At 60.3% G+C, this 22,387-nt stretch carries 17 protein-coding genes; 8 read left to right on the top strand and 9 right to left on the bottom strand.

The window, feature by feature from the left end:
* Positions 1-12: 12 nt before the first annotated feature.
* The gene (locus BSU04_RS17885; RefSeq protein ID WP_089161858.1) at positions 13-636 is read right to left on the bottom strand and encodes a hypothetical protein; all 624 of its coding nucleotides are present in this window, start codon (positions 634-636) and stop codon (positions 13-15) included.
* A 408-nt stretch (positions 637-1,044) separates the two neighbouring features.
* Here BSU04_RS17885 and BSU04_RS17880 point away from each other — a divergent pair, with 408 nt between their 5' ends.
* The 6 genes from BSU04_RS17880 to BSU04_RS17855 all read left to right on the top strand — a co-directional run bounded on the left by BSU04_RS17880 (position 1,045) and on the right by BSU04_RS17855 (position 8,653).
* Entirely contained in the window at positions 1,045-2,013 is a 969-nt protein-coding gene (locus BSU04_RS17880) for an ABC transporter substrate-binding protein (RefSeq protein ID WP_089161857.1), read from the top strand.
* A gap of 125 nt (positions 2,014-2,138) precedes the next feature.
* Positions 2,139-3,653, top strand: a complete 1,515-nt coding sequence (locus BSU04_RS17875; protein ID WP_089161856.1) for a sugar ABC transporter ATP-binding protein — start codon at positions 2,139-2,141, stop codon at positions 3,651-3,653.
* The gene (locus BSU04_RS17870; protein ID WP_089161855.1) at positions 3,650-4,687 is read left to right on the top strand and encodes an ABC transporter permease; all 1,038 of its coding nucleotides are present in this window, start codon (positions 3,650-3,652) and stop codon (positions 4,685-4,687) included. Before BSU04_RS17875 ends, BSU04_RS17870 begins: the two co-directional genes overlap by 4 nt.
* Positions 4,684-5,778, top strand: a complete 1,095-nt coding sequence (yjfF, locus tag BSU04_RS17865; protein WP_089161854.1) for a galactofuranose ABC transporter, permease protein YjfF — start codon at positions 4,684-4,686, stop codon at positions 5,776-5,778. Before BSU04_RS17870 ends, yjfF begins: the two co-directional genes overlap by 4 nt.
* A gap of 151 nt (positions 5,779-5,929) precedes the next feature.
* On the top strand, positions 5,930-7,672 hold the full coding sequence (locus BSU04_RS17860) for an IlvD/Edd family dehydratase (RefSeq protein WP_089161853.1): 1,743 nt from the start codon (positions 5,930-5,932) through the stop codon (positions 7,670-7,672).
* 51 nt (positions 7,673-7,723) lie between these two features.
* On the top strand, positions 7,724-8,653 hold the full coding sequence (locus tag BSU04_RS17855; RefSeq protein ID WP_089161852.1) for a Gfo/Idh/MocA family protein: 930 nt from the start codon (positions 7,724-7,726) through the stop codon (positions 8,651-8,653).
* A 310-nt stretch (positions 8,654-8,963) separates the two neighbouring features.
* Here BSU04_RS17855 and BSU04_RS17850 read toward each other — a convergent pair whose 3' ends face one another.
* Positions 8,964-9,212 (bottom strand): hypothetical protein, encoded by a 249-nt coding sequence (locus BSU04_RS17850; protein ID WP_089161851.1) that lies wholly within the window; start codon positions 9,210-9,212, stop codon positions 8,964-8,966.
* A gap of 34 nt (positions 9,213-9,246) precedes the next feature.
* Positions 9,247-9,744 carry a lecithin retinol acyltransferase family protein gene (locus BSU04_RS17845; RefSeq protein ID WP_089161850.1) on the bottom strand — a complete coding sequence of 166 codons (498 nt, stop codon included), beginning with the start codon at positions 9,742-9,744 and terminating at the stop codon, positions 9,247-9,249.
* 607 nt (positions 9,745-10,351) lie between these two features.
* Here BSU04_RS17845 and BSU04_RS17840 point away from each other — a divergent pair.
* Entirely contained in the window at positions 10,352-10,642 is a 291-nt protein-coding gene (locus BSU04_RS17840) for a hypothetical protein (protein ID WP_089161849.1), read from the top strand.
* Between the two features lie 121 nt (positions 10,643-10,763).
* The gene (locus BSU04_RS17835; protein WP_089161993.1) at positions 10,764-11,543 is read left to right on the top strand and encodes a PP2C family protein-serine/threonine phosphatase; all 780 of its coding nucleotides are present in this window, start codon (positions 10,764-10,766) and stop codon (positions 11,541-11,543) included.
* Here the strand turns inward: BSU04_RS17835 and BSU04_RS17830 are convergent.
* The 6 genes from BSU04_RS17830 to BSU04_RS17805 form a co-directional block, all read right to left on the bottom strand.
* Positions 11,540-12,832, bottom strand: a complete 1,293-nt coding sequence (locus BSU04_RS17830) for a sigma-54 interaction domain-containing protein (protein ID WP_089161848.1) — start codon at positions 12,830-12,832, stop codon at positions 11,540-11,542. The genes BSU04_RS17835 and BSU04_RS17830 overlap by 4 nt on opposite strands.
* The gene (locus tag BSU04_RS17825; protein WP_089161847.1) at positions 12,829-15,888 is read right to left on the bottom strand and encodes a peptidase domain-containing ABC transporter; all 3,060 of its coding nucleotides are present in this window, start codon (positions 15,886-15,888) and stop codon (positions 12,829-12,831) included. The genes BSU04_RS17830 and BSU04_RS17825 overlap by 4 nt, the downstream gene beginning before the upstream one ends.
* A gap of 28 nt (positions 15,889-15,916) precedes the next feature.
* On the bottom strand, positions 15,917-16,669 hold the full coding sequence (locus tag BSU04_RS17820) for a peptidylprolyl isomerase (RefSeq protein WP_089161846.1): 753 nt from the start codon (positions 16,667-16,669) through the stop codon (positions 15,917-15,919).
* Between the two features lie 51 nt (positions 16,670-16,720).
* Complete coding sequence (locus BSU04_RS17815) at positions 16,721-18,094, bottom strand: HlyD family efflux transporter periplasmic adaptor subunit (RefSeq protein WP_089161845.1); 1,374 nt, start codon at positions 18,092-18,094, stop codon at positions 16,721-16,723.
* The gene (locus BSU04_RS17810) at positions 18,072-20,588 is read right to left on the bottom strand and encodes an FHA domain-containing protein (RefSeq protein WP_089161844.1); all 2,517 of its coding nucleotides are present in this window, start codon (positions 20,586-20,588) and stop codon (positions 18,072-18,074) included. The genes BSU04_RS17815 and BSU04_RS17810 overlap by 23 nt, the downstream gene beginning before the upstream one ends.
* Before the next feature lie 246 nt (positions 20,589-20,834).
* Positions 20,835-22,289, bottom strand: a complete 1,455-nt coding sequence (locus tag BSU04_RS17805; protein WP_089161992.1) for an efflux transporter outer membrane subunit — start codon at positions 22,287-22,289, stop codon at positions 20,835-20,837.
* Positions 22,290-22,387: the final 98 nt, after the last annotated feature.

The following is a 22,387-nucleotide window of genomic DNA, read 5'->3' as shown; positions in this document are numbered from 1 at the left end:
GCTTACTCCCGGTCAGAGCTGCTTCGCAGGATTGGTCTGTTGCGCGGTCGCCGGCTGTTGCGGCGCCACCGGCTGATTGCGTGTCCAGTTGATAAATCCATTGAGCATCGGGTGAAACAGCGGATCGTCCAGGCCTGCCATGTTGAATGCGTTCATGTCGATCAGCAGAACCGTCTTTCCGGTGCTGGCATCAATGGCTTTTAGCGTTCCCTCGAAAGTGTAAGCCCCCTTGAACACTGCATTGGACTCAACGATCAGGAATGGCCCGATTTCTTTACTCAGGTTATTGAGTCCAACAAGATCCGACACGCTCGGAACCTTGCTACCCAGATTGCGTTCAATGACCATTTCCTGCAAATCATCCTTTGTCACGACCCGCTTGAAGGTGTGCATTTCCTTGAAAGCCGATACAAAGAAATCCACAAAGCGCGGGTTCGGGTGTTCGGCGTCGACCTTCAGGTAAATCATTTGTGTGTAAGCGGGGTCAAATTTTTCAGCGACGCGGACATCGGTGGGTTTGAGAACCGTATGCGTTGCATAAAGGCCCGATGCGGAGTCCGGCTTTTCGACATGCAGAGTTGTGTTGCATCCGGCAAGCAGTCCGGCAAGCAGCAGGCCTATAACGATACGAAGCATAAATTCCTCAAAATTAATTGTGTAATTGGCTGCTTATATATCGTCATAGGATTGGAAATCTTGAGATCTGGCGGACGAATTTTTGTAGTTCGTTCAGCGGTTTCAGATCACGTTCTTTGGCGGTTCACGATGACCGAGAGCGACGTACGGCATTCACGAATGCACCGCTCGTGCTGCCTGATTCATTCAAGTTGGACGTCCAGGGAATTGCTCGGAACGGTCTTTCCCGAGTGAGCCGATCATTCCCCTCCGTCATACCAATTCTGGTATCACAAACACGAAATAACTGATTGGACCGCCATGAACCCCGGCGTTACGCTTCATTTCGGTACGTCCTGAATCACCCGACCGCGCGAAAACAGATAAGCACGGCAGTACCGAACACAAACACAACAATCGGAGACAAACATGAGACATGCTCGACGCGCAGCCATCGGTGCGCTGCTTGGTTCTGCGCTATTGCTGGGCGCAAGCCTGAGCGCCCACGCAGATGACAGCAAGATCACCCTGGGTTTCTCACAGGTCGGCGCGGAAAGCGCTTGGCGCACGGCCAATACCGTTTCTGTCAAAAGCGCGGCTAAAGACGCCGGCATCAATCTGAAATTCTCCGACGCCCAGCAAAAGCAGGAAAACCAGATCAAGGCGATCCGCTCGTATATTGCGCAGAAAGTCGATGTGATCGCGTTCTCCCCGGTCGTCGAATCCGGCTGGGAACCGGTACTGATCGAAGCTAAGAACGCCAAGATTCCGGTGATTCTCACCGACCGCAATATCGACGTTAAAGATACCTCGCTGTACGTGACCATGATCGGTTCGGACTTCCTCGAAGAAGGCCACCGCGCGGGCAAATGGCTCGAAGACCACTACAAGAACGACGCCGGTCCGATCAACATTGCCGAGTTGCAGGGCACGGTCGGTTCAGCGCCCGCCAACGATCGTCGCGCCGGACTGCTGGAAGTGATCAAGAACGATCCGAAGTTCAAGGTGATCGCTTCGCAAAGCGGCGACTTCACGCTCGCCGGTGGCAAGCAGGTCATGGAAGCCTTCATCAAGACCTACGGCAAGCAGATCAACGTGGTCTACGCCCATAACGACGACATGGCGCTCGGGGCAATCCAGGCGATGGAAGAAGCCGGCGTGAAACCCGGCAAGGACGTGACCGTGGTTTCGTTCGACGCCACCAAGGGCGGCTTCGAAGCGATGGTCGCGGGCAAGATCAATGTCGACGTGGAATGCAGTCCGCTGCTCGGACCGCAACTCATGACGGCGGTGAAAGAGGTGAAGGCGGGCAAAACCTTGCCCAAGCGCATCGTGACCGAAGAAACCATTTTCCCGATGAGCGTTGCAGCGCAAGTGCTGCCGCAGCGTAAGTACTGAGCCATCGACCAAGCCATCGCGGTCGCGGAGAGAACCCGTGGCAAGCGCGAGTCCGCCAAAAAGCAATGACCACTGCAACGGCGGACTCGCGGTGAACTTTCAACCTCCCTTTTCGGCCTTCGTTCATGACCGGCTCGCCCATTCTTGAAACCATCGGCATCTCCAAGTCGTTCCCGGGCGTCAAGGCGTTGCAGAACGTGGACTTCAGTTTGTTTCCCGGGGAAATCCATACGCTGATGGGCCAGAACGGCGCTGGCAAATCGACCCTCATCAACGTACTCACCGGCGTCCATACCCACGATGCAGGCGAGATACGGCTGGGCGGCGACGTCGTTAATTTCGCGACCCCGCTCCACGCGGAAGCAGCCGGAATCAGGACGCTTTATCAGGAAGTGAACCTGTGCCCGAATCTGTCCGTCGCGGAAAACGTGTTCGCGGGGCGGCAGCCGAAACGGCATGGTGCTATCGACTGGAAGACCATTCATGCGCGGGCGGAAGCGGCGCTCGCCGACCTGAACGTTTTCCTCGATGTGACCAAATCACTCGATACCTATCCGATCGCCGTGCAGCAAATGGTCGCAATCGCGCGCGCGGTCTCGGTGGATGCGCGTGTGCTGATCCTCGATGAACCGACCTCGAGCCTGGACGACGGCGAAGTCGCGCGGCTCTTCGACGTGCTGCGCACGCTCAAGCAATCGGGCATGGCGATCCTGTTCGTCACTCACTTTCTCGAGCAGACCTACGCGATATCGGATCGCATCACGGTCATGCGCAACGGTGAACGTGAAGGCCAATATCTCGCCCGCGATTTACCGGTGGAACTGCTCGTTTCGAAGATGGTGGGCCATGAACGGATGACCGAGCGGCTGAAACGCGCCGCCGACGAGCCGCCCGCGCATAAGGCTGCTGTCCCGCCGTTCTTCGAAATGCGCGGCAGCGGCCGGCGCGGTGTGATGAATCCTGTTGATATCGATGTACAGCCCGGGCAAATCCTCGGACTCGCTGGCCTGCTCGGTTCCGGCCGCACCGAAACCGCCCGCCTCCTGTTCGGCGCGGAGCGGGCGGACGCGGGCGCCATGTCTATCGACGGCAAGCCGGTAAAGCTTCGTTCTCCTCGCGATGCAGTGCGTCGCGGCATAGGGTATTGCCCGGAGGACCGGAAGAAGGAAGGTATCGTCGCGGATCTTTCCATACGAGAGAACATCATTCTCGCGCTGCAAGTGCAACGCGGCTGGTGGCGCGTCATACGCAAGGCGAAACAGCGCCAGATAGCGGACGACTATATCAAGCGCCTGGACATCAAGGCACCCGACGCTGAACAGCCGATCGGACTTTTGTCGGGCGGCAACCAGCAGAAGGTCCTGCTCGCGCGCTGGCTTGCGACAGAACCCAAGATGCTGATCCTCGATGAACCCACGCGCGGCATCGACGTCGCGGCCAAATTCGAAATCATGGATCGTGTGCTGGCGCTGTGTGCGAAAGGGCTCGCCATTGTCTTCATCTCTTCCGAGGTGAGCGAGGTCGTGCGCGTAAGCCATCGGATTGCAGTGTTACGCGACCGGCGCAAGGTGGCGGAGGTCGAGGGGCACGCGGCATCGGAAGATCAGGTGTATCGACTCATTGCGGGAGGCAGCCGATGAACCGGATCAAAGCCGCATTGCAACATCCGCTCGTATGGCCGGTGCTCACGCTCGTGCTGCTGATCCTGCTCGACCTGAGCCAGAACGCGCACTTCCTCGCAATCACGGTGCTCGACGGCCACTGGTTCGGCGCGCCTGTCGATATCCTTAATCGTGCCGCCCCCCTCGTGCTCGTCTCGCTCGGCATGACGCTTGTGATTGCGACACGGGGCATTGATATTTCCGTCGGCGCGGTCGTTGCAATCGCCGGTGCGGCAGCCGCCAGCATCCTGGCCGACGATCCTTCGCGGGTCGGTGAAGCACTCGCCGCAGCACTCGCAGTGGGTGTGCTCGCCGGCATGTGGAATGGCGTGCTGGTGGCGTTCGTCGGCATGCAGCCGATCATCGCCACGCTGATCCTGATGGTGGCCGGCCGCGGCGTCGCGCAACTGCTCACGGGCGGCCAGATCATTCCGATCGGCGCACCCGGATACCTCATCGTGGGCGGCGGTTATCTGGCGCGCATTCCGTGTTCGGTATGGGTCGCGATCGGGGCAATCGCGGCGACCGCGCTGCTCATGAATCGCACCGCACTCGGTATGTTCATCCGCGCGATCGGGATCAATCCGGTGGCCACGAAGCTGGTCGGCTTGCGCTCCAGTGCGATCGTGTTCGGCGTCTATACCTTCTCCGGACTGACGGCGGCTATCGCAGGCATTCTGATCAGCTCCAATGTGCGCAGCGCTGATGGCAACAACGCCGGATTGTTGCTCGAACTCGATGCGATCCTTGCTGTCACGCTCGGCGGCACGTCGCTGCTCGGCGGAAGGTTCAGCCTCGCGGGCACCGTGCTCGGTGCATTGATCATCCAGACGCTGACCTACACCACGTACTCCATCGGTGTGCCGCCTGAAGCCACGCTCGTCGTGAAGGCAGCGGTGGTGCTGGTAGTGAGCGTGATCCAGTCGGCCACTGCCCGCACGGTCATCATGCGGCAACTGAAACGCGCCTTTCCCTACGCCCTGAAAAAGCCCCTTGCCGAGGCAGTAAAATGAGGAACCTTTTCGACCGCCTGGTCGATCCGCGCACCCTGCCGATCGTCGTCACCATCGTGTTATTCATCGCGCTTTTCGGCTTCGGTTCGGTGATGTACACCGGATTTTTCTCGCTGCAGGTGCTGCTTGGCTTGCTCGTGGACAACGCGTTCCTGCTGATCGTCGCGATCGGCATGACATTTGTGATCGTATCGGGCGGGATCGACTTGTCGGTGGGATCGGTCGTCGCGTTGACCACCATCCTCTGCGCCGTATTCGCTGAACACCTGCATTGGCCGATATGGGTGATCGTGCCGCTCGTGCTCATGCTGGGCGCGTTGTACGGCGCAGCGATGGGCGCGCTGATCCACTTCTTCAAACTGCAGCCGTTCATTGTCACGCTGGCGGGCATGTTCCTCGCACGCGGCGCGTGTTTCCTGATCACCACGCAGTCGATCACCATCAACGACCCGAGCTTTCATGCGCTGTCGGGCTTTCACATCGATATTCGCGGCGCATCGCTCACGGCCGGCGGCCTGATCGCCATCGCGACGCTGCTGCTCGCCATCTTCGTCGCGCACTTCACGCGCTTCGGGCGTAACGTCTACGCAGTCGGCGGCAACGAACGTTCCGCCTTGCTGATGGGGCTGCCCGTGGCACGCACGAAGGTCGGCGTCTATGCGTTAAGCGGCTTCTGTTCGGCGCTGGGCGGCGTGGTGTTCACGCTATACGTGCTCTCCGGCTATGGCTTGCAGGGCCAGGGCATGGAACTCGATGCGATCGCCGCCACGGTCATCGGCGGAACCTTGCTCACGGGCGGGGTGGGTTATGTGATTGGATCGGTCTTCGGCGTCGGCATTCTCGGGACCATCCAGACGCTCATCACGTTCGACGGCACGCTGAGCTCGTGGTGGACCCGCATCGTCATAGGAGCCCTTCTGTGCGCGTTCTGCCTGTTGCAGCGTGTGATCGAACGACATGCGGCGCGGCGCAAATCGGATGGGACGGCATCGGGTGAACGAGCGAGGTCGAAGCTGAAGCGACGAGATGCGGCGCGGCAACACGATGCTGCGAACAAGGCTGACCCCGTTGCGCTGGGGTCCCGGACTTGATGTGTCCTCCAAGGACCGCCCTTGCATGTTCTATGAAACGGATAAGTCGGCGCGCATGGCGCAATCACCAGACAGGTCTCGAACGCACCGCACGTTGGTGCAAATAAAGTCTTGAAATAGCAAACGAATAGCACACAGTAAGGAAAAATCGATGTCAGACGCAAAACGCCCGCTGCGCTCCGCCCAATGGTTCGGCACAGCCGACAAGAACGGTTTCATGTACCGAAGCTGGATGAAAAACCAGGGCATTCCTGATCACGAGTTCCAGGGCAAGCCGATCATCGGCATTTGCAATACGTGGTCTGAACTCACGCCCTGCAACGCGCATTTCAGGAAACTCGCCGAGCATGTGAAGCGCGGCGTATTCGAAGCGGGCGGATTCCCGGTCGAATTCCCCGTGTTCTCAAACGGCGAATCGAACCTTCGCCCGACCGCCATGTTCACACGCAATCTCGCCAGCATGGACGTAGAGGAATCGATCCGGGGCAATCCAGTCGATGCCGTCGTGCTGCTCGTCGGCTGCGATAAAACCACGCCCGCGTTGTTGATGGGCGCCGCGAGTTGCGACGTGCCGGCCATTGCAGTGAGTGGTGGCCCGATGCTCAACGGCAAACATCATGGCCGCGACATCGGCTCGGGCACGGTGGTCTGGCAGCTTAGCGAGCAAGTGAAGGCCGGCAAGATCACGCTGCACGAATTCATGTCGGCGGAAGCGGGCATGTCACGCTCGGCCGGCACGTGCAACACCATGGGCACGGCGTCCACCATGGCCTGCATGGCCGAGGCACTTGGCGTCACGCTGCCCCACAACGCGGCAATTCCAGCCGTGGATTCCAGGCGTTACGTGCTCGCGCACATGTCGGGCATGCGCATTGTGGAGATGGCGTTGCAGGATGTCCGGCTCTCGAAACTCCTGACAAAAGAGGCCTTCGAAAACGCGATTCGCGTGAACGCGGCGATTGGTGGATCGACAAATGCGGCAATTCATTTGAAGGCCATCGCGGGGCGCATTGGCGTGAACCTCGAACTCGATGACTGGACGCGCATTGGCCGCGGCACCCCTACGCTTGTCGATCTGCAACCATCGGGGCGTTTCCTGATGGAGGAATTCTATTATGCGGGCGGCTTGCCTGGCGTGATCCGGCGCCTGGGCGAAGCGGGCTTGCTGCCCCATCCCGATGCGCTGACGGCGAATGGCCATTCGTTATGGGAGAACTCGAAAGAAGCGCCTATCTACGACGAAGAAGTCATTCGTCCGCTCGACAAACCCCTCGTCCCTGATGGCGGCCTATGCATCGTGCGCGGCAATCTCGCGCCCAATGGCGCGGTGGTCAAGCCGTCGGCGGCGACAGCGTCATTGCTCAAGCATCGCGGCCGCGCGGTCGTGTTTGAAAACTTCGATGACTACAAGGCCCGCATTGGAGATCCCGAACTGGATGTGACGGCCGACTCTGTTCTCGTGCTGAAGAACTGCGGACCAAAGGGCTATCCGGGCATGGCGGAAGTCGGCAATATGGGCTTGCCACCCAAGTTGCTGGCGCAAGGCGTGACCGACATGGTGCGGATCTCGGACGCTCGCATGAGCGGCACGGCCTATGGCACGGTGGTGCTGCATGTGGCGCCCGAAGCGCGTGCCGGCGGTCCGCTGGCGGTAGTGCAGGAAGGCGACTGGATCGAACTGGACTGCCTTGGCGGAACGCTGCACCTTGACGTCAGCGACGCGGAACTCACCGCCCGTCTCGCTAATTGGGCTGAAGTGCAGACAGTTGCACCCGCGGACACAAGCGGGTATAGAAAGCTGTACGTTGATCATGTCCTGCAAGCCGATCAAGGCTGCGACTTCGATTTTCTCGTAGGATGCCGAGGTGCCGATGTGCCGCGGCATTCGCATTAATCCGGCACGTTGCACGTATCACATGAACGAAGCTTCCTTTAAGGTCCAACCATGACAGAGCAAGTTGCGATAGGCATTGCCGGCGTCGGCAAGATCGCTCGCGATCAACATTTACCCGCTATTGCTGGTCATTCCGGGTTCAAACTCATTGCCGGGGCGAGCCGGAATGCCCGGATCGACGGGGTCCACAATTATCAGAATGTCGAGGACATGCTGGCGGCAGAACCGCTTTTGCAAGCCGTGTCGTTGTGCGCGCCGCCGCAAGTCCGTTTCTCCCAGGCGCGCGCAGCGCTTGAAGCCGGTAAGCATGTGATGCTCGAGAAACCGCCGGGTGCGAGCGTGACCGAAGTTAGCGTGCTAGCCGCGCTGGCGCAGCAAAATCATTGCACCTTGTTTGCGTCGTGGCATTCCCGTCATGCGCCGGGCGTTGACGTTGCGCGCGCGTGGCTCGCTGGGAAAACCATCACGGCGGTGAATGTGCTGTGGAAGGAAGATGTGCGCCGCTGGCATCCGGGTCAGGAGTGGATCTGGCAACCGGGCGGCCTGGGTGTATTCGACCCGGGTATCAACGCGTTATCCATCATCACGCGTATCTTGCCGCATGCATTTTTCCTGAAGTCAGCGGAGTTGTTTGTTCCGGCGAACCGGCACAATCCGATTGCCGCGAACCTTGATTTCAGCGACGCGCTTGGCACGCCGATCCGGGCAGAATTCGACTGGCGTTTTGGTCCGCAAGAGTTGTGGCAGATTGAAGTGACCACCCGCGACGGCATCTTGCATCTGGCTCAGGGCGGGAAGTTTTTAAAGATCGACGGGGAGGTGCAGGACATCGGAGGGGAGAGGGAATATCCAAGCCTATATGATCGATTCTTCGAGTTGATCTCGACCGGTTCTAGCGATGTCGATGTCAGCCCGCTTCAACATGTCGCGGATGCCATGTTGCTTGGGAGCCGACACGAAGTTGAGAAGTTCGAGGACTGAGGATTCTTAAGCGAAGCCGCTGCTTTTTGGTAAAAGCAGCGGCTTCATGCTATCTGAAATCAAGCCACGCGCTTGCTTCTGCGATACTGAATTCGAGTGCATATTAAGGAAGCGGCCGATTCCTTTCCAATCAGATTTTTAACGATACCGATTTCAAATCGGGTATGTCCTTGGCGCCTTGCGTAACAGGATGGCCGAAACGGCGCTCAATCACAGATTGCAACGCGAGCGGCACCCGCAGCGCCAGAGAATAGCCCAGGGAAAACACTTGCCGCCGCTCTCTGGATTCTTGGTGCTAACACGCCACGCATCACATTGCCAAGCGCCGTGGGCTCATCGTCATGCGTGCGGCTTCGGGCGGAAACACTTGCCACGATCCGTCGTCGTGACGGAAGAAGAGCAATGCCAGCACGCCGGTCGGCCGAAGCGCTTCCACGCGGACATAGCGAATATGATTCGCTGGCATGCGGCACAGGCGGATCTCGCGTACCGGTGCGCCGGCTGTTGGCGCGAGCCATTTTTCGACTATCCGGCGCAGTGAATCACGTTGCGTATTCATGATGTTTCTCCTCGAATGGTGACAGCGAACAGGTTCATGCGGCGAGCAGGTCGTCATGGCCCCTCGCGTTGATCCAGCCTTTGAGCATTGCTATTGCCACGCGGTAGGCAAGACTTGGGTGAGAAAGACATGCCTCCACTTGCGAACTGCGGTTCTCGCCGAAAAGCACCCACGCGCACAGGTGCTCGCAGTTGTTGCTAAGCAGCCGATAGCGGTCTTCACCCAGCCTTGAGCGAACCCGGCGGACGGCATCCTGTCCGGTAAACATCGCCATCGCATGGACACGAATACAAATCTCGCGCCCTGCGGCGAAGCGCTCGAGCGTGGTCTCTTCAATCGGACCGCGATGCAGCGAGCCGGCGAAGCCGGCGTAGTGCACGACGCGGCCGTTGCCGACATAGATGCCGTGATGTTCGTAACCCGAGCGTTGCGTCACGAGGTGAGCACCGGGAGCGGGTTCGCAGTCGATGGCGACATCGGGAATTGAGCGGCCGAGTCGAGCACAAAGCCTGGATGATTGATTGCCCGACATGACCGGTTTCTCCTGGGAGGGTGGAAGCCGGGGTGTTGCAAGTAAGCCGGCGGTTGATCAAGTCATTGCATCAACCGGGCCAATGCACGCACAGCCTTGTGTGACAAGGCACAAAGGAAAATGAGAGCGTTGAAGGCAGCGTGAGGACAACGCGAGATCCAACACTTTTTCGAGTGATGTGTTGGATCCTGTGCACCACTCACCAGGCTATAAAACCAGCGAAGCGCAACCGGCGAACGGGCTACCGCCCTCTGAAGAGGAAGACCAAAATCACCAAGGCATGCATACCTGAAACGGCGCTTTCCTTGCTTCGTTCTTTGGCGTCCTCCTCTTCGCATCAGCCATGAAGAGTGAAGCCGGCTCCCGCACAAAGCGATGCGCAAGTGTTGGTATTGCGACCACTAAACGGCCCGGCTTGTTGGGTTCAGCCCAACCAAGCTAACCGAACAAGCGCAGCCGCTGCGCGACACCACATGACCCAAACCCGCCTGTGAAAAGGCACGGCGAGAAAAGCACTCGCGCAGCCCACCTTCGGCATGCGCCTTGCATAAGTAAGCACGTCCAAGACCCACGTCCCCTAACCAGGCAAGACCACCGGAGCCTCACCATGACTGCACTCGCCATTGAAGACATTCCCTGCGATCTCACGCTCGATCGTGCAGCGATGACCTGCATCCACGGCGGCAACGGCCCTGGAAATTGGGTGTATGGCTGGATTACGCCCTTCGTTGAATCGCAGCCTTCGATGGGGCCGGTCGTGAACCTGTACGAAACGAATAACAACTTCTATGCTGATCAGATGATCAATCAGTTCCAGACCACCAACGTGAATAACACCGGCTCGAATTCGAACATCTCGGTCAACCCGAACGAGCGCAGCCTCAACCACGCTGCCTGAAGCGGACCGCGGCACAAGAAAGCACACACCACGCACGCCTGAAGCAACCGGTTCTGTCTCGCCGCTAACGCGGCAACCCTTTGGCGCACCCATGCGCGCCGCTGCAGACATCGGAGGTCTCGTGAGCAACACCGGTGAGTTTCGATGGACATCGGCTGCCCGCACCGATACAGGTCTCGTACGCGAGATCAATGAAGACGCCTGCCTCGAAATGCCCGAACACGGTCTGTGGGCCGTCGCCGATGGCATGGGCGGCCACGCAGTGGGCGATGTCGCGAGCCAGATGGTGATCGACCGGCTGAAGCGCTCCTCGGCTCCCGGCAAACCCGTCCCTCTAGACGAGCGCATGCGCGAAGCGCGAGAGCGGCTCCTCGCGGTCAACGTGGACCTGCGCGCGGAGGCCGCCCGCCGCCAAGTACGCCGGATCGGCAGCACGGTGGTCCTGCTGCTGGCGAGCGAACGGTCTTGCGGGTACCTGTGGGCAGGTGACAGCCGGCTCTATCTTTGCCGCCAGGGTTTCCTGCGACAGCTGACGCGCGATCACAGCCAGGTCGAAGAACTAAAGGCGCGCGGTCAGATCAGCCCGGAAGAGGCACTGCATCATCCGGGGAAACACCTGATCACGCGTGCTGTCGGCGCGATGGAAACACTTGAGCTCGATGCGGACCGTATCGATCTGCATGACGGTGACATTTTCCTGCTCTGCAGCGACGGTCTGAGCAATGAGGTAAGCGATGAAGAGATGGGCGGCGTCCTGACAACCGGCGATTGCCAGCAAGCGGTAGCGCGGCTGCTGGAACTCGCACTGCGGCGGGGCGGACGCGACAACATCTCAGCCGTCGTGGCGCAAGCCGAGGACATTTTCTGCCTCGACAAAACGCAGATAAACCCGACCCTCTAGCTGCCCTTCTCCTTCTGCGCAGCGGAAGCCGCATGGTTGCGAAAATCCTTCGAATGCAGCCCGTGCTTCTTCAGCAGCATCTGCACATGCGAGCGGTTCATCTCGAAGCGTCGCGCCAATTCCGCGACCGTCCCGCCCACCTCGTGCAGGCCGCGCTCGAGAAAAGCGCGCTCCGCTTCATCGCTCGCCGTGCGCTTGGCGTCGCTGAGCGACACCGCGCTTGCAACCATGCCGCTCACCATCGACGCCGAATTGCCCGGACGGATATCGACGGGAAGATGCTCAATGTCGGCCGTTTCCGGCGCGAGGCAGACGATGCGGTAGACCAGGTTGCGCAACTCGCGGATGTTGCCTGGATAGTCGTAGGTCCGCAGGAACTCGCGCAGCCTGAGCGTCATCTTCACCGGCTGGCGCTTTAGCGTTGCCGCGGCTTCATCGCCGAAATAAGCCAGCAGCAGCGCAATCTCGTCTCGCCGCTCGCGCAACGGCGGCAAGGTCAGATGGATCACACTGAGCCGATAGAACAGGTCCTCACGAAAGCGCCCTTCCTCGCTCATGCGCCGCAGATTGCGATTCGTCGCCGCCACAATGCGCGTATCCACCGCAATGGGTTCATCCGATCCCACGCGCTGGATCTCATGGGCCTCAAGCACACGCAGGAGCTTGACCTGTCCCGCAAGGGGCAACTCACCGATTTCATCGAGAAAAATAGTGCCGGTATGCGCGCTCTCGAATTTTCCCTTCCGGTCATTCGATGCCCCGGTGAACGCACCCTTCCTGTGACCAAATAGTTCGGACTCCAGCAGGTTGTCAGGAATCGCGCCGCAATTCACCGATATATACGGCCTGTCCGCGCGTGATCCGTTCGCATGAATCACCTTCGCCATCAACTCCTTGCCCGTTCCGCTCTCCCCGTCCACCAGCACGGGGAGATCGGTCGGCGCCGCCTTTTCTGCAATCTCCAACGCTTCCAGCAGTTTCGGGTTATCGCCGAAAGTGCCTTCAAATATGAAGCTTCGCGCGAGCAACGCCTCCCGGCGCTCGCGCGCTGAGCCGGGCAAACGCTGCGGCTCGGCTACCGCCGCCTGTACGAAACGCTCCCTGTGCGATAGCTGCATCACGTCGTCGCGCAGCACGCTCGCTTGTCTGAGCAGCTTTTCGATTTCCGGGCGCTCCATGCGCGACGACCAGCGCAACGTCGAGCGGAGAATTTCGATCTTCTCCAGCAGGGCGGCGTACGAGGTCGCGGGGCTGGCCGGCAGGTCTTCGATATCGTCGAGTATCTTCATGCTGCGCTCAGTTGTTTTTGCACGAGTTGGTAGTACATGCCCTTGCGCGAGACGAGTTCGTCGTGGCGGCCCTGCTCGACGATCGCGCCTTCATACAACACGAGGATCTTGTCTGCACGCATGATGGTGCTGAGCCTGTGCGCGATGATCACGGCCGTGCGACCCTTCAGGATCTCCTGCATATTGCCGAGAATATTGCTTTCCGACTGGGTATCGAGCGCGGAGGTTGCTTCGTCGAATACCAGGAGGCGCGGGTCGTGATAAAGCGCGCGCGCAATACAGAGCCGCTGGATCTGGCCGCCTGACAACCCCACGCCGCGCTCCCCGACTATCTGCTCGTAACCCAACGGCATCTTGCTGATGAACGCGTGGGCATCGGCCATCTTCGCGGCCTCTTCAATGCGCCTGCGATCCGGCGCTTCATCACCACTCGCGACGTTTTCCGCGATCGTCCCCGAGAACAGCAGGTTGCTCTGCATGACATAGCCTATCTGCGAGCGGTACACGTTTTTATCGATCACCTTCAGGTCGTAACCGTCGACGACCATCTTCCCTTCGGTCGGGGTGTAGAAGCCGACCAGCAGCTTCGCGAGCGTGGTCTTGCCAGAACCGCTGCGGCCCACTATTGCAATCAGCTCACCCGGCTTGACCTCGAAACTGATGTTCTCCAGCACGTACTCCGTGTCGGCGCCGCCATAGCGAAAATACACGTTGTTCAGGCTGATTTCACCTTGCAGGTCGGGCAGCATGATGCGCGACGGCAAATCCTCCGGCTTCTGTTCCGGCTCCATGTCGAGCACATCGCCTAATCGTTCCATCGCTACGCCGGCGTCGTTGAGCAGGCTCCACAAACCGATCAAGCCCATCAGCGGCGTCAGTACGCTCCCCATGAACGCGTTGAACGCGATCAGCTGCCCGATGGTCATCTCGTGCGTGAGGACCATGTTCGCGCCGACCCAAAGAATCGCGATCGTGGTTGCGGCGTTCAACATCTGGCTTCCCAGCGACACCGCAATATTGAACGCCTGCGCGCGATACTGGACCTCCAGCGACTTCGCGTATTTCTTTTCCCACTTCAGCCGCACCGTGCGCTCAATGCCCATGCCCTTGATTGTCTCCACTCCGCCCAGCGCTTCCATCAGGAACGACTTCGCTTCGGTCGACGCGGAGAAAACTTCGCGGGCGTAGTTCTTGATCTTCGGCGTGGCGAGCGCGGTCAGCGCCATGATCGGAATCACGAAACCGATCAACAGCAGCGTCATCTTCACGTTGTAGAGAAACATGATCGTGAAGTAGATGAAGACCATCAGCAAGTTGAGCGCGGTCGTCACGGTCGACTCGGTGAGGAAGGCGCGGATCGTGTGGTTCTCCTGGAAACGCGCGAAGATATCGCCGGTCTTGCGTTTGGCGAAGAACGAAAATGGCAGCGACAGGGTATGGCGGAAGAACTGCGACATCATTGCGAAATCCATGTTGCGGACCATGAAGTTCGCAAGGTACGCGCGAATGGTCGACATCAATTGCGAGAACAGGTTGGAGATGATCAGCCCGGCAATCAGCAAATGCAGCAGCCCGACGTTCTGGTGAACGATCACCCCGTCGAGAATATTCTGGATGATCAGCGGCGGAATGACGCCGAGCACCTGGATCACGAACGTCGCGAGGAAGAGGTGCGCCAAGATCTTTTTATAGGGCGTCAGGTAGCCGACGAACCGGACCCACGGCGAGCGTCCGACTGCTGCTTGCGCGAGTTCGGGCGGGGCAGTGAACAGCAGGCAGGTGCCGCTCCAGCCACGCTCGAATTCCTCCACGTCCATCTTGCGGAAGCCGACCGCAGGGTCGGCCACCCATACCTGGTTCTTTGAAATACCGTACACCACCACGTAGTGGTATCCCTCCCAGTGGACGATGAACGGCAGCTCGAAACCGCGCAGCGACTCGAAGGTGCACTGAACGCCACGCGTGGTAAAGCCCAACACATCGCCAGCGCGCGCGAGGCTGTCAAGTGTCGCGCCCTGGGTCGTGACGTTGGCCAGTTCGCGGAGCTTGCCGAGCGTCATGGGGATCTCGTAGTGCTTGCAGATCATCGCAAGACTAGCCGCGCCGCAATCCATCTCTTCGGCCTGCTGGACCCATGCGAAACGGCGTATCACCCGCTCGCCGAACGCCGGTTTCGAGTGCAGGTCGAGCATGGCCGGCAACGAGCGTCGTTCCTCCAGCTTTTTCTGGCGTTGCAACTCGCGCTCGGTAAAGCGGATACGGTCTTCCAGCACTTCGCGCAGCTTCGGGTTGCGTTCGAGCACGAGGTGCACGGTTTTCTCCGGCACGACCAGGAGGCGCGTGTCCACGTTTGCGATAGCCGTTGCCTGTTGCTCCTGCCGCAACAGGCAAGCCTTCTCGCCGAAGACCTCGCCCGCTCTCAAGGTGGCAAGCAGATATTCGCTCGCACCCTCCTTGCGCACGATCCGGACTTCGCCCTGCCGAACCACGTATAGCCGCCGGTCATCGCGCCCGTCCTGATGGATGATCTCCTTGCCCGCGGCCACCCGCTTCACGCCGACGCTGCGCACCGACGCCTCCAGCTCGGCCTTGTCGATCTTGCCTCGCAGGTCGAAGAGCTTCGCGACAAAACCGCCGGCCGAGCTGATTGCGACATAGCTCGTGACGAACGCGAGCGCCGCCGGATTATTCGTCACGATAGGCTCGATCACTCGGCGCGGAATGAACAACAATTCCGTCTTGCCCGACGACCGCACCGACGATTCATGCCGGTACTCGCGCAACATGGCAATGTCCGCGAACACTTCCCGTTCGCGACGCACACCCATGCTGATCTCCTTGCCGTTTTCCTCAGTGAAGATCCGCACCGAACCGGCCTTGATGACGAACAGTCCCTCCGCCGCGTCACCCGCGTTGCAAACGGTCTCGCCGAATGCATGAAAACGCGTCTCGGCGTGTTCGGCGAGCTGTTCGATTTCCTGCGCGGCAAACGGCGACAGGATCTCCACGGTCGCCAGGAAAGCGGCCAGGGAATCGAGTTTCTGCGGTACGTCCATGTGCTCGCCTCCAGTCGTGGGCCACGCCCTAGCGCGCTTCGATAATGTGTTCCTGCGCCCGCGCCTGCAGCCATTGCTCGCGCAGCAACCGGCGAATTTCGGACGCTACGTCTGCATCCAGCACGGCCGGACGTTTCGCCGTCACCGCAAAGATTTCGTAGGCGGTGCCGTCGGGTGTGGGGAACGGTCCAAGCAGGTCGCCAGCGGCGGCATTGAACACCTTGGCTTCGATCTCGGTGCCGAGCGACCCGCGCAACACCTTGCCAAGCACGCCACCCTGGTCGCGGGTATCGGCAATCGAGTGTTCCCGCGCCATCTCCGTAAAGCTGTCCGGATCGTCCTGCAGATAGGAGATCATTTCCTTCGCCTGACTCGGTGTTTCGAGCACGATATGACTGATCTCAACGCTGTCGAAACGCGGTGAATTCAGCTTGAAGAACGCTTCGACGTCGGCGTCACCGCCAATCTGTTCGAGCATCTTCTCCTGGTAGAGGGTGTCCGTGATGAAGGTCTCGAACTCGTCGAGGTTCACGCCAAGCGCATCGAGATAGCGGTTCATGTCGGCGGCGCGGTGCAGGCCACGCACGCGCCTGAACTGATCGGCGCGCACCTGGATCTCGCCCTCGGACACGTCGACGTGCTGCTTCTTCGCCGCGCGCACGGTGAGCTTGTCGCGTACGAGTTGCTCGACGAGCCCCTCGAATTGCCCGGTCAGTTTCAACACACGGATGAACTCATCGGCATCGACGACTTCATCGTCTATTCGCACAATCGCGGTCATTTCTTATGCCCCTTTTTAAACTTGAAAAGCAGTCGATGAACGCCGCCACCGTCAGCCCGCCACCTGCCGGAACGGGTCAAGACCAAGATCGATCAGGCGCCGCTCGCGTACCACGATCTCCGCGGTCGCCGTCATGCCGTAGCGCAACGGGTAGCGCGTATCCGCCACCTGGTAATAGTCCCGGGCGAGCGTCACGCGTCCTTCATAGACCGGCTGTTTTGTCTCCAGCGACGGTTTCGTCGCGGGCGAGATGAATTCGAGCGTGCCGTCGACCACCCCGTAGCGCTGATACGGAAACGCATTGAACTTGAGCTTGACCGCCTGCCCCTCCCGCAGGAACGCGCGGTCATGTTCGGCTATCTCGATCTTCAGCACCGGCCGCGCGTCCTTGGGCGCAATGCCGCCAAGCGGTGTGTTGGCCTGGATCTTGTCGCCGGGTTGTGTTGACGTGACATCCGTGATGACACCCGACACCGGCGCCAGGATAAGCAGGAAGTTATCCTTATCGATATTCTCGAAGCGGATACGGTCCGCCGCTTCGGCGACGAGCCTCGCGGTTTGCAATTGCAGCCGCAACTTGTCGCCCGCGCTCGTGATTTCCCGCATGGCCGACTCGTATTGCAGCTTCAGGCTGGTCGCTTCCTGGCCGCTGGTTTCAAGCTGCGCTTTGGCCTGCGAGTATTCGTGGCTGAGGCGGAAATCGAGTTCGGTCAGTTTCGACTGGGCGATCCGGGTTGCGTTATCCGCCTCCATGTAAGCGTTGCGTTTGCTCTCGACCTGGATCTCCGATACTCCGCCACCGCCCGGCAACGCCAGCAGCCGTGCGTAGCGGTCGAGCTCCTGCTTCGCCGCGTCACGGGTGCGGCGGGCGCTATCCAGCTCGGTGCGCGCCTCATCGACTTGTGCTTTCTGTCCCTCAGCCAGCTTGGTCGTCCCTTCGGCCACGCGAGTCTGGTGCAAATGCTCTTCCACTTCCATCTGGTCTTTCAGCGCCGCCGCCTTGCGCTCCATCAGCAGCTTTTTTTCGGGAAACTCTTTCCAGTCGCGCTCGGCGTCATCGAGTTTCAACTGCGCTTCCAGCGCGTTGGTGGCGGCCTGGATCGCGCCCCGCGCGTTGAGCCGCGCCACGACATCGTCCTTCGAAACCGGCTGCCCTTCCGCGATATAAACATCGGCCAGCTCGCCGTCTATAGGCGCATAGAACCGCCGTACCTCGGACTCGGGCGATAACGTGCCCTGCGCCGTGACGATCACATCCGCACGGCCGACGAACGACCATATGAGCGCGCTCACGACCAGCGCGACCATCGTGTAGATGAGCGCCTGGGTCAGCCGCGCCGGTTCCGCTACGAGGATGGAGATGCCCTCCACGCTGTGATCGCCCAGTGATTCGGCAAAGGATTTAGGGTGCGTGTCGTTCTTCACCGTTCGCTCCCTTGTAGGACGTTTTATCCCCGCCGATCAGCGCCAGCTTGGCGCTCAGAAGCCCGGGGTCCAGCACCGGACTCAACTGAACCAGCGAGCGCCGCTGCAAGTCGACTTCCGCGTTTATTTCGGCGAGCAGCTTGTCAGCAAGCGCGCTGCGATCAGCCTTCAACTGGAGAAGAAGCTGCGCGGCCCGTTGCGCGCCGGACCACGCGTCGGTCAGCAGCTTCGCCTGCTTTTTGAAGCTATCGGACAGGCCAGTCTCAAGCCGCTGGTCACCGCCGATCGGCCCGTTGGTCCGATACTGCGTCCACGCCGTCTGCGCCCGGTTGAACCACTCGTCCGCGCGCGCCAACGCCTTCTGCCTGAGGGCACTGAGATCCGGCTGGATCGCGTTGACGAACCAGACGTCCGCAGCGGGATCGAGTAATTCGTAAAACGACAGTACCCGGTCGTCGTAGCCTTGCGCGCCGCGTGACTTTTGCAGGTCCGCGAATTGGCTGGCCACCGCCTGCTTGTGCGCGAGCTCGGCGCTGACAGCGTCGGCCCACGGTCCGCCTGTCATCGATCGAAGGCCCGCCATGGCCAGCTCCGTCTGCCCATTGCGCCACGCATCCGACACCGCCGTGTAGCGCCGCACGACATCAGGCGTAGGCAGGCCCTTGGCATCGAGCTGATGCTGTTGTGCCTGAAACGGTGGCGTAGTAAAGCGCGCTATCTGCATGGCGCCGATCAGCGGACCGAGCTCGCGCGACTGGCGTGCGTGCTCCAGCGCGAGGTATTGCCGGAGATCTTCCTGCACGCGATCGAGACCCGCCAGGCGCGGGTATTTGTCGGCGTAATCGGCAATTTCACCACTTAACGCGTCAGGGTCACCACCCGGTGCAAGCGCCTTGTCGACACTTGCCTTGAGGCGCTCGATAGCTGCCAGATAAACCGAGTCGTCGCTCTCGAGCTTGCGCAGATGACTAAGCGCAACGGCGTACAGATCCCTGAACGCCGGTACTGTCGATGCAATCCGGTCCAGCCGCCGCTGATGACCGCTCGGGTCGCTCTCCCATTGCTTCAGCAACTCGCTGATACGGTTCTCGTCGGCGTAGATGCGGATGGGAGCATCCGGCCTCTCGCGGCTCGCCATGAACGTTTCAAGCCGTCCAATCCAGTCGATCTCACCGACAAGTAAGCGCGCATCGGCATTGGTCGGACCGAGTGTCTTCATCTGCGAGACGACTGCGCGCGCGGCGTCGAAATTCCGCTGTTTCAGTTGGTCGAGCCAGTCCGGCAGATATCCTTTGAGAAGCGCTTCCGTACCCAGGAGCATCGCCTGCGGATCGTTTGGATGCTTGTCGAGGTAAGCATTCACGACCGGCACGGCATGGCGATAATCGCCATGAGCGACGAGGCTCTTCAGGTTCCGCTCGGCTGCATTGCTGAAATAAAGCGCGCTGCCGATCGCAAAGATTGCTGCGACGAATGCCAGGCCCCACAAGAGCACCCGGCGCTCCACCGCCTGTCCGCCACCGAAGGCCGCGCCGAGCTCGGAGACAAAGCGCACGAACTTGCTGCGCGAGCGGCGGCGTGGCGGGACACGCTCCTCGGGCAAGGTCTCGCGATTGATTTCATCGTCGGACGGTTGACCCTGGTCGACGCAGAAGATATCCAGGAAGGAATGCGCGGTTGCGATAAAAGTGGTCTTGTCCAGATCGTCCGGTGTGGCCTGTGCCGCTGGGCCGGTCGCCGTCGCGGTCATGGTCGTGGTCACAGCGGGTTGCGTTTCGCGCCGCAGGCCGACGATGTACGCGAAGTGGTTGCCGCCGAACGCAAGCGACGCACCATCTTGCAGCGCAACCGCGGTTTCACCCACTCGCTTGCCGTCGACGAATGTACCGTTCGTGCTGCCGAGGTCCTCGACGAATGGCTCGCCAGCTTTCACGAAAATATGCGCGTGCCGTCGCGACACGTAGTTAACCTGATGAGGATAGCGGTCGCTGTACTGCGCGAACGTCTCGTCCGCCTTGCTGATCAGGAACGGAAACTCCGTCAGTTCGACCAGATGCAATCCCAGGTCGCCGCGCACCGGCGTGAGCGTCATGCGGACAGCCGGTATCGCGGCGCAGGTTCGCGATGCGGTGCGCGGCACCATCCGCACGCGGAACACCAGCTTTGCGCCAAAGCCTATGACATCGCCGCCCTGAAGGCGCACGGGCTTCTCGCGCAGCATGACCCCGTTCACCGTAGTGCCGTTCTTGCTGCCGAGGTCGGCCGCGTACGCTACGCCGTGCTCGATAAAGATCCGCGCGTGCCGTCGCGACAACTGAGCGACGGCATCGGTCTCGTAAGAGGAGAACGGCGCTTCGAACCGCCCGATCGCGAACAGATTTTCGTCGATACGAATAACGCCGGCCGCGGGATGGGACTCGGGCTCGAGCAAGAGATCGAAGGCCTTGTGCAGCATCGGCCCCGCCTCGGCAACGGAAGCTTCTCCAGGAGCCATGTGTCCACATCTCGAAGAATGTTCATCACGTTGAGCGCTGGGCGACGAGCCCGCACACTCCCACCGATGAACCTTGTTGGTCGAAACCGCAATGAAAGCGGTGACGCAAATAAGTGTAAGTCACGCTTTGCGGTAGTCAATCATTCAGCAACACATCTGTCGCCCGCGAACTAACACTTTGCATTCCGAACATTGGTTTTGGCCGATGTGGACTATTGCCCTAAAAACAGGCGTCGTGACCAGCGCTTAGTTCGTTACTCCCTTACTTGCGGCAAGTTCACCGTTCGCATCATGCGCGGCAGTGGGGTCGCTTGCCTGGTCCGTCTTCTGGACGTCGACCGCCGACCATCCACCTCCCAGCGACTTATAGAGGGTGACCGTATCGGAGAGCAGCTGCTGATGGTTTTCAAGCAACGCCAGTTCTGCCGCAAGCAACGTTCGTTCAGTCTCGAAGACCTGCAGTTGCGACACCACGCCTTCCTTGAGTTGCGCTTCAATCTGCGCGGCCACCACTTTCAAGTGCCCCACTTCTTCCTGCAGTTCGGTGCGCTGCTTCGTATGTGCGTCAAGGTTGACCAGCGCGTTCTCCACCTCCTCGAACGCCCCCATCACGGTGCGTCGATACTGCTGCTCGACCACGATCGTCTGCGCCTCGGTCGTCTTGACATGCGCCCTGACACTCGGATCCAGCAGCGGAATGTTGATGCTGGGCATGAAGCTGAACGTGAAGGACTTCAATAAATCGGTCAGCGCGAAACTTGCGGAACCGCCCCGGCCCGTGAGGCTGATGGTCGGCAACTGAGCGAGCTTCGCCTGCCCCACGACGTCGTACGCTTCCAGCACGCGGTATTCGGCCGCCACTACGTCGGGCCGCCGCGCCATCAATTGCGACGGCAAGCCCGCCGGTACAACGGGGACCTGCACGCGCTTCTCGAGTTGCCCCGCCGGCACGGCGAACTCACCGGCCGGGACACCGATCAATGTGGCCAACGCGTTGTTCGCCAGATCGCGGTCGCGATGCAGTTCGAGCAAGTCTTTTGTCAAACGATTGATTTCCGCGCGCTGCGTCAGGACCTGCGTGTTCGGCGCAAGTCCGTTCTTCGCCATGCCTTCGTAGATGGTCAGGATCTGCTGATTGGTGCGCAGCGTTTTTTGCTGCTGGTCGATCTGGTCATCGAACTGAAGAATCTGGAAGTAGGTTGTCGAGACATCGGATACAAGCGTGAGATAGCCTGCGCGCCAGTCAGCTTCCGTTGCGCGATATTCGGCCTTCTGCGCCTGTACGCCCTTCTCGACCGCGCCCCAGACGTCGATATCCCAGTTCACCTGCGTGGCGACGTTGTATTGCTTCGAGAAATCCTGCCGCGTGGTTTTATCGAACTCCGCGCCCGCGCCGAGATCGGCGGTGGGAAGCGCGCCGGCGCGCGCCTCGTTGATCTGTCCGCCGGCGACCGACACGCGCGCCGCGAGAATCTTGATATCGAAGTTGCCCGCTATAGCACGGCTGACGAGGGAGTCGAGATACGGGTCGTGGAATTGCTTCCACCAGTCGAGCGTAATGGTGTCGGCCGGTGAGACCAGCGCCTTGGCCGTTTGCGACCACGTGGTCTTGGCGGGCGTATCAGGACGCTTGTAGTCCGGCACATTGACATCGATGCAACCCGCGAGAAGTGTCGTGCAGGCAAGGACGGGAAACGCCATGCGTGCGAACAGAGCGCGTGCGACACCCCGCGCTGAGAACTCGGCGGCGCGGCCTTGCAACCCGCGCGATAGCGACATGACTTGCACGATCTCACTCC

The sequence above is a fragment of the Caballeronia sordidicola genome (assembly GCF_002220365.1).
GTDB classification, from domain to species: Bacteria; Pseudomonadota; Gammaproteobacteria; order Burkholderiales; family Burkholderiaceae; genus Caballeronia; species Caballeronia sordidicola_C.
Note: the sequence above shows the minus strand (reverse complement) of the source record. Positions and strands in the feature narration are given on the sequence as shown.

Coding starts and splice junctions, on each gene's coding strand:
- BSU04_RS17885 (WP_089161858.1), bottom strand. CDS start 636: ATGCTTCGTATCGTTATAGGCCTGCTGCTTGCCGGACTGCTTGCCGGA.
- BSU04_RS17880 (WP_089161857.1), top strand. CDS start 1,045: ATGAGACATGCTCGACGCGCAGCCATCGGTGCGCTGCTTGGTTCTGCG.
- BSU04_RS17875 (WP_089161856.1), top strand. CDS start 2,139: ATGACCGGCTCGCCCATTCTTGAAACCATCGGCATCTCCAAGTCGTTC.
- BSU04_RS17870 (WP_089161855.1), top strand. CDS start 3,650: ATGAACCGGATCAAAGCCGCATTGCAACATCCGCTCGTATGGCCGGTG.
- yjfF (WP_089161854.1), top strand. CDS start 4,684: ATGAGGAACCTTTTCGACCGCCTGGTCGATCCGCGCACCCTGCCGATC.
- BSU04_RS17860 (WP_089161853.1), top strand. CDS start 5,930: ATGTCAGACGCAAAACGCCCGCTGCGCTCCGCCCAATGGTTCGGCACA.
- BSU04_RS17855 (WP_089161852.1), top strand. CDS start 7,724: ATGACAGAGCAAGTTGCGATAGGCATTGCCGGCGTCGGCAAGATCGCT.
- BSU04_RS17850 (WP_089161851.1), bottom strand. CDS start 9,212: ATGAATACGCAACGTGATTCACTGCGCCGGATAGTCGAAAAATGGCTC.
- BSU04_RS17845 (WP_089161850.1), bottom strand. CDS start 9,744: ATGTCGGGCAATCAATCATCCAGGCTTTGTGCTCGACTCGGCCGCTCA.
- BSU04_RS17840 (WP_089161849.1), top strand. CDS start 10,352: ATGACTGCACTCGCCATTGAAGACATTCCCTGCGATCTCACGCTCGAT.
- BSU04_RS17830 (WP_089161848.1), bottom strand. CDS start 12,832: ATGAAGATACTCGACGATATCGAAGACCTGCCGGCCAGCCCCGCGACC.
- BSU04_RS17825 (WP_089161847.1), bottom strand. CDS start 15,888: ATGGACGTACCGCAGAAACTCGATTCCCTGGCCGCTTTCCTGGCGACC.
- BSU04_RS17820 (WP_089161846.1), bottom strand. CDS start 16,669: ATGACCGCGATTGTGCGAATAGACGATGAAGTCGTCGATGCCGATGAG.
- BSU04_RS17810 (WP_089161844.1), bottom strand. CDS start 20,588: ATGGCTCCTGGAGAAGCTTCCGTTGCCGAGGCGGGGCCGATGCTGCAC.
- BSU04_RS17805 (WP_089161992.1), bottom strand. CDS start 22,289: ATGGCGTTTCCCGTCCTTGCCTGCACGACACTTCTCGCGGGTTGCATC.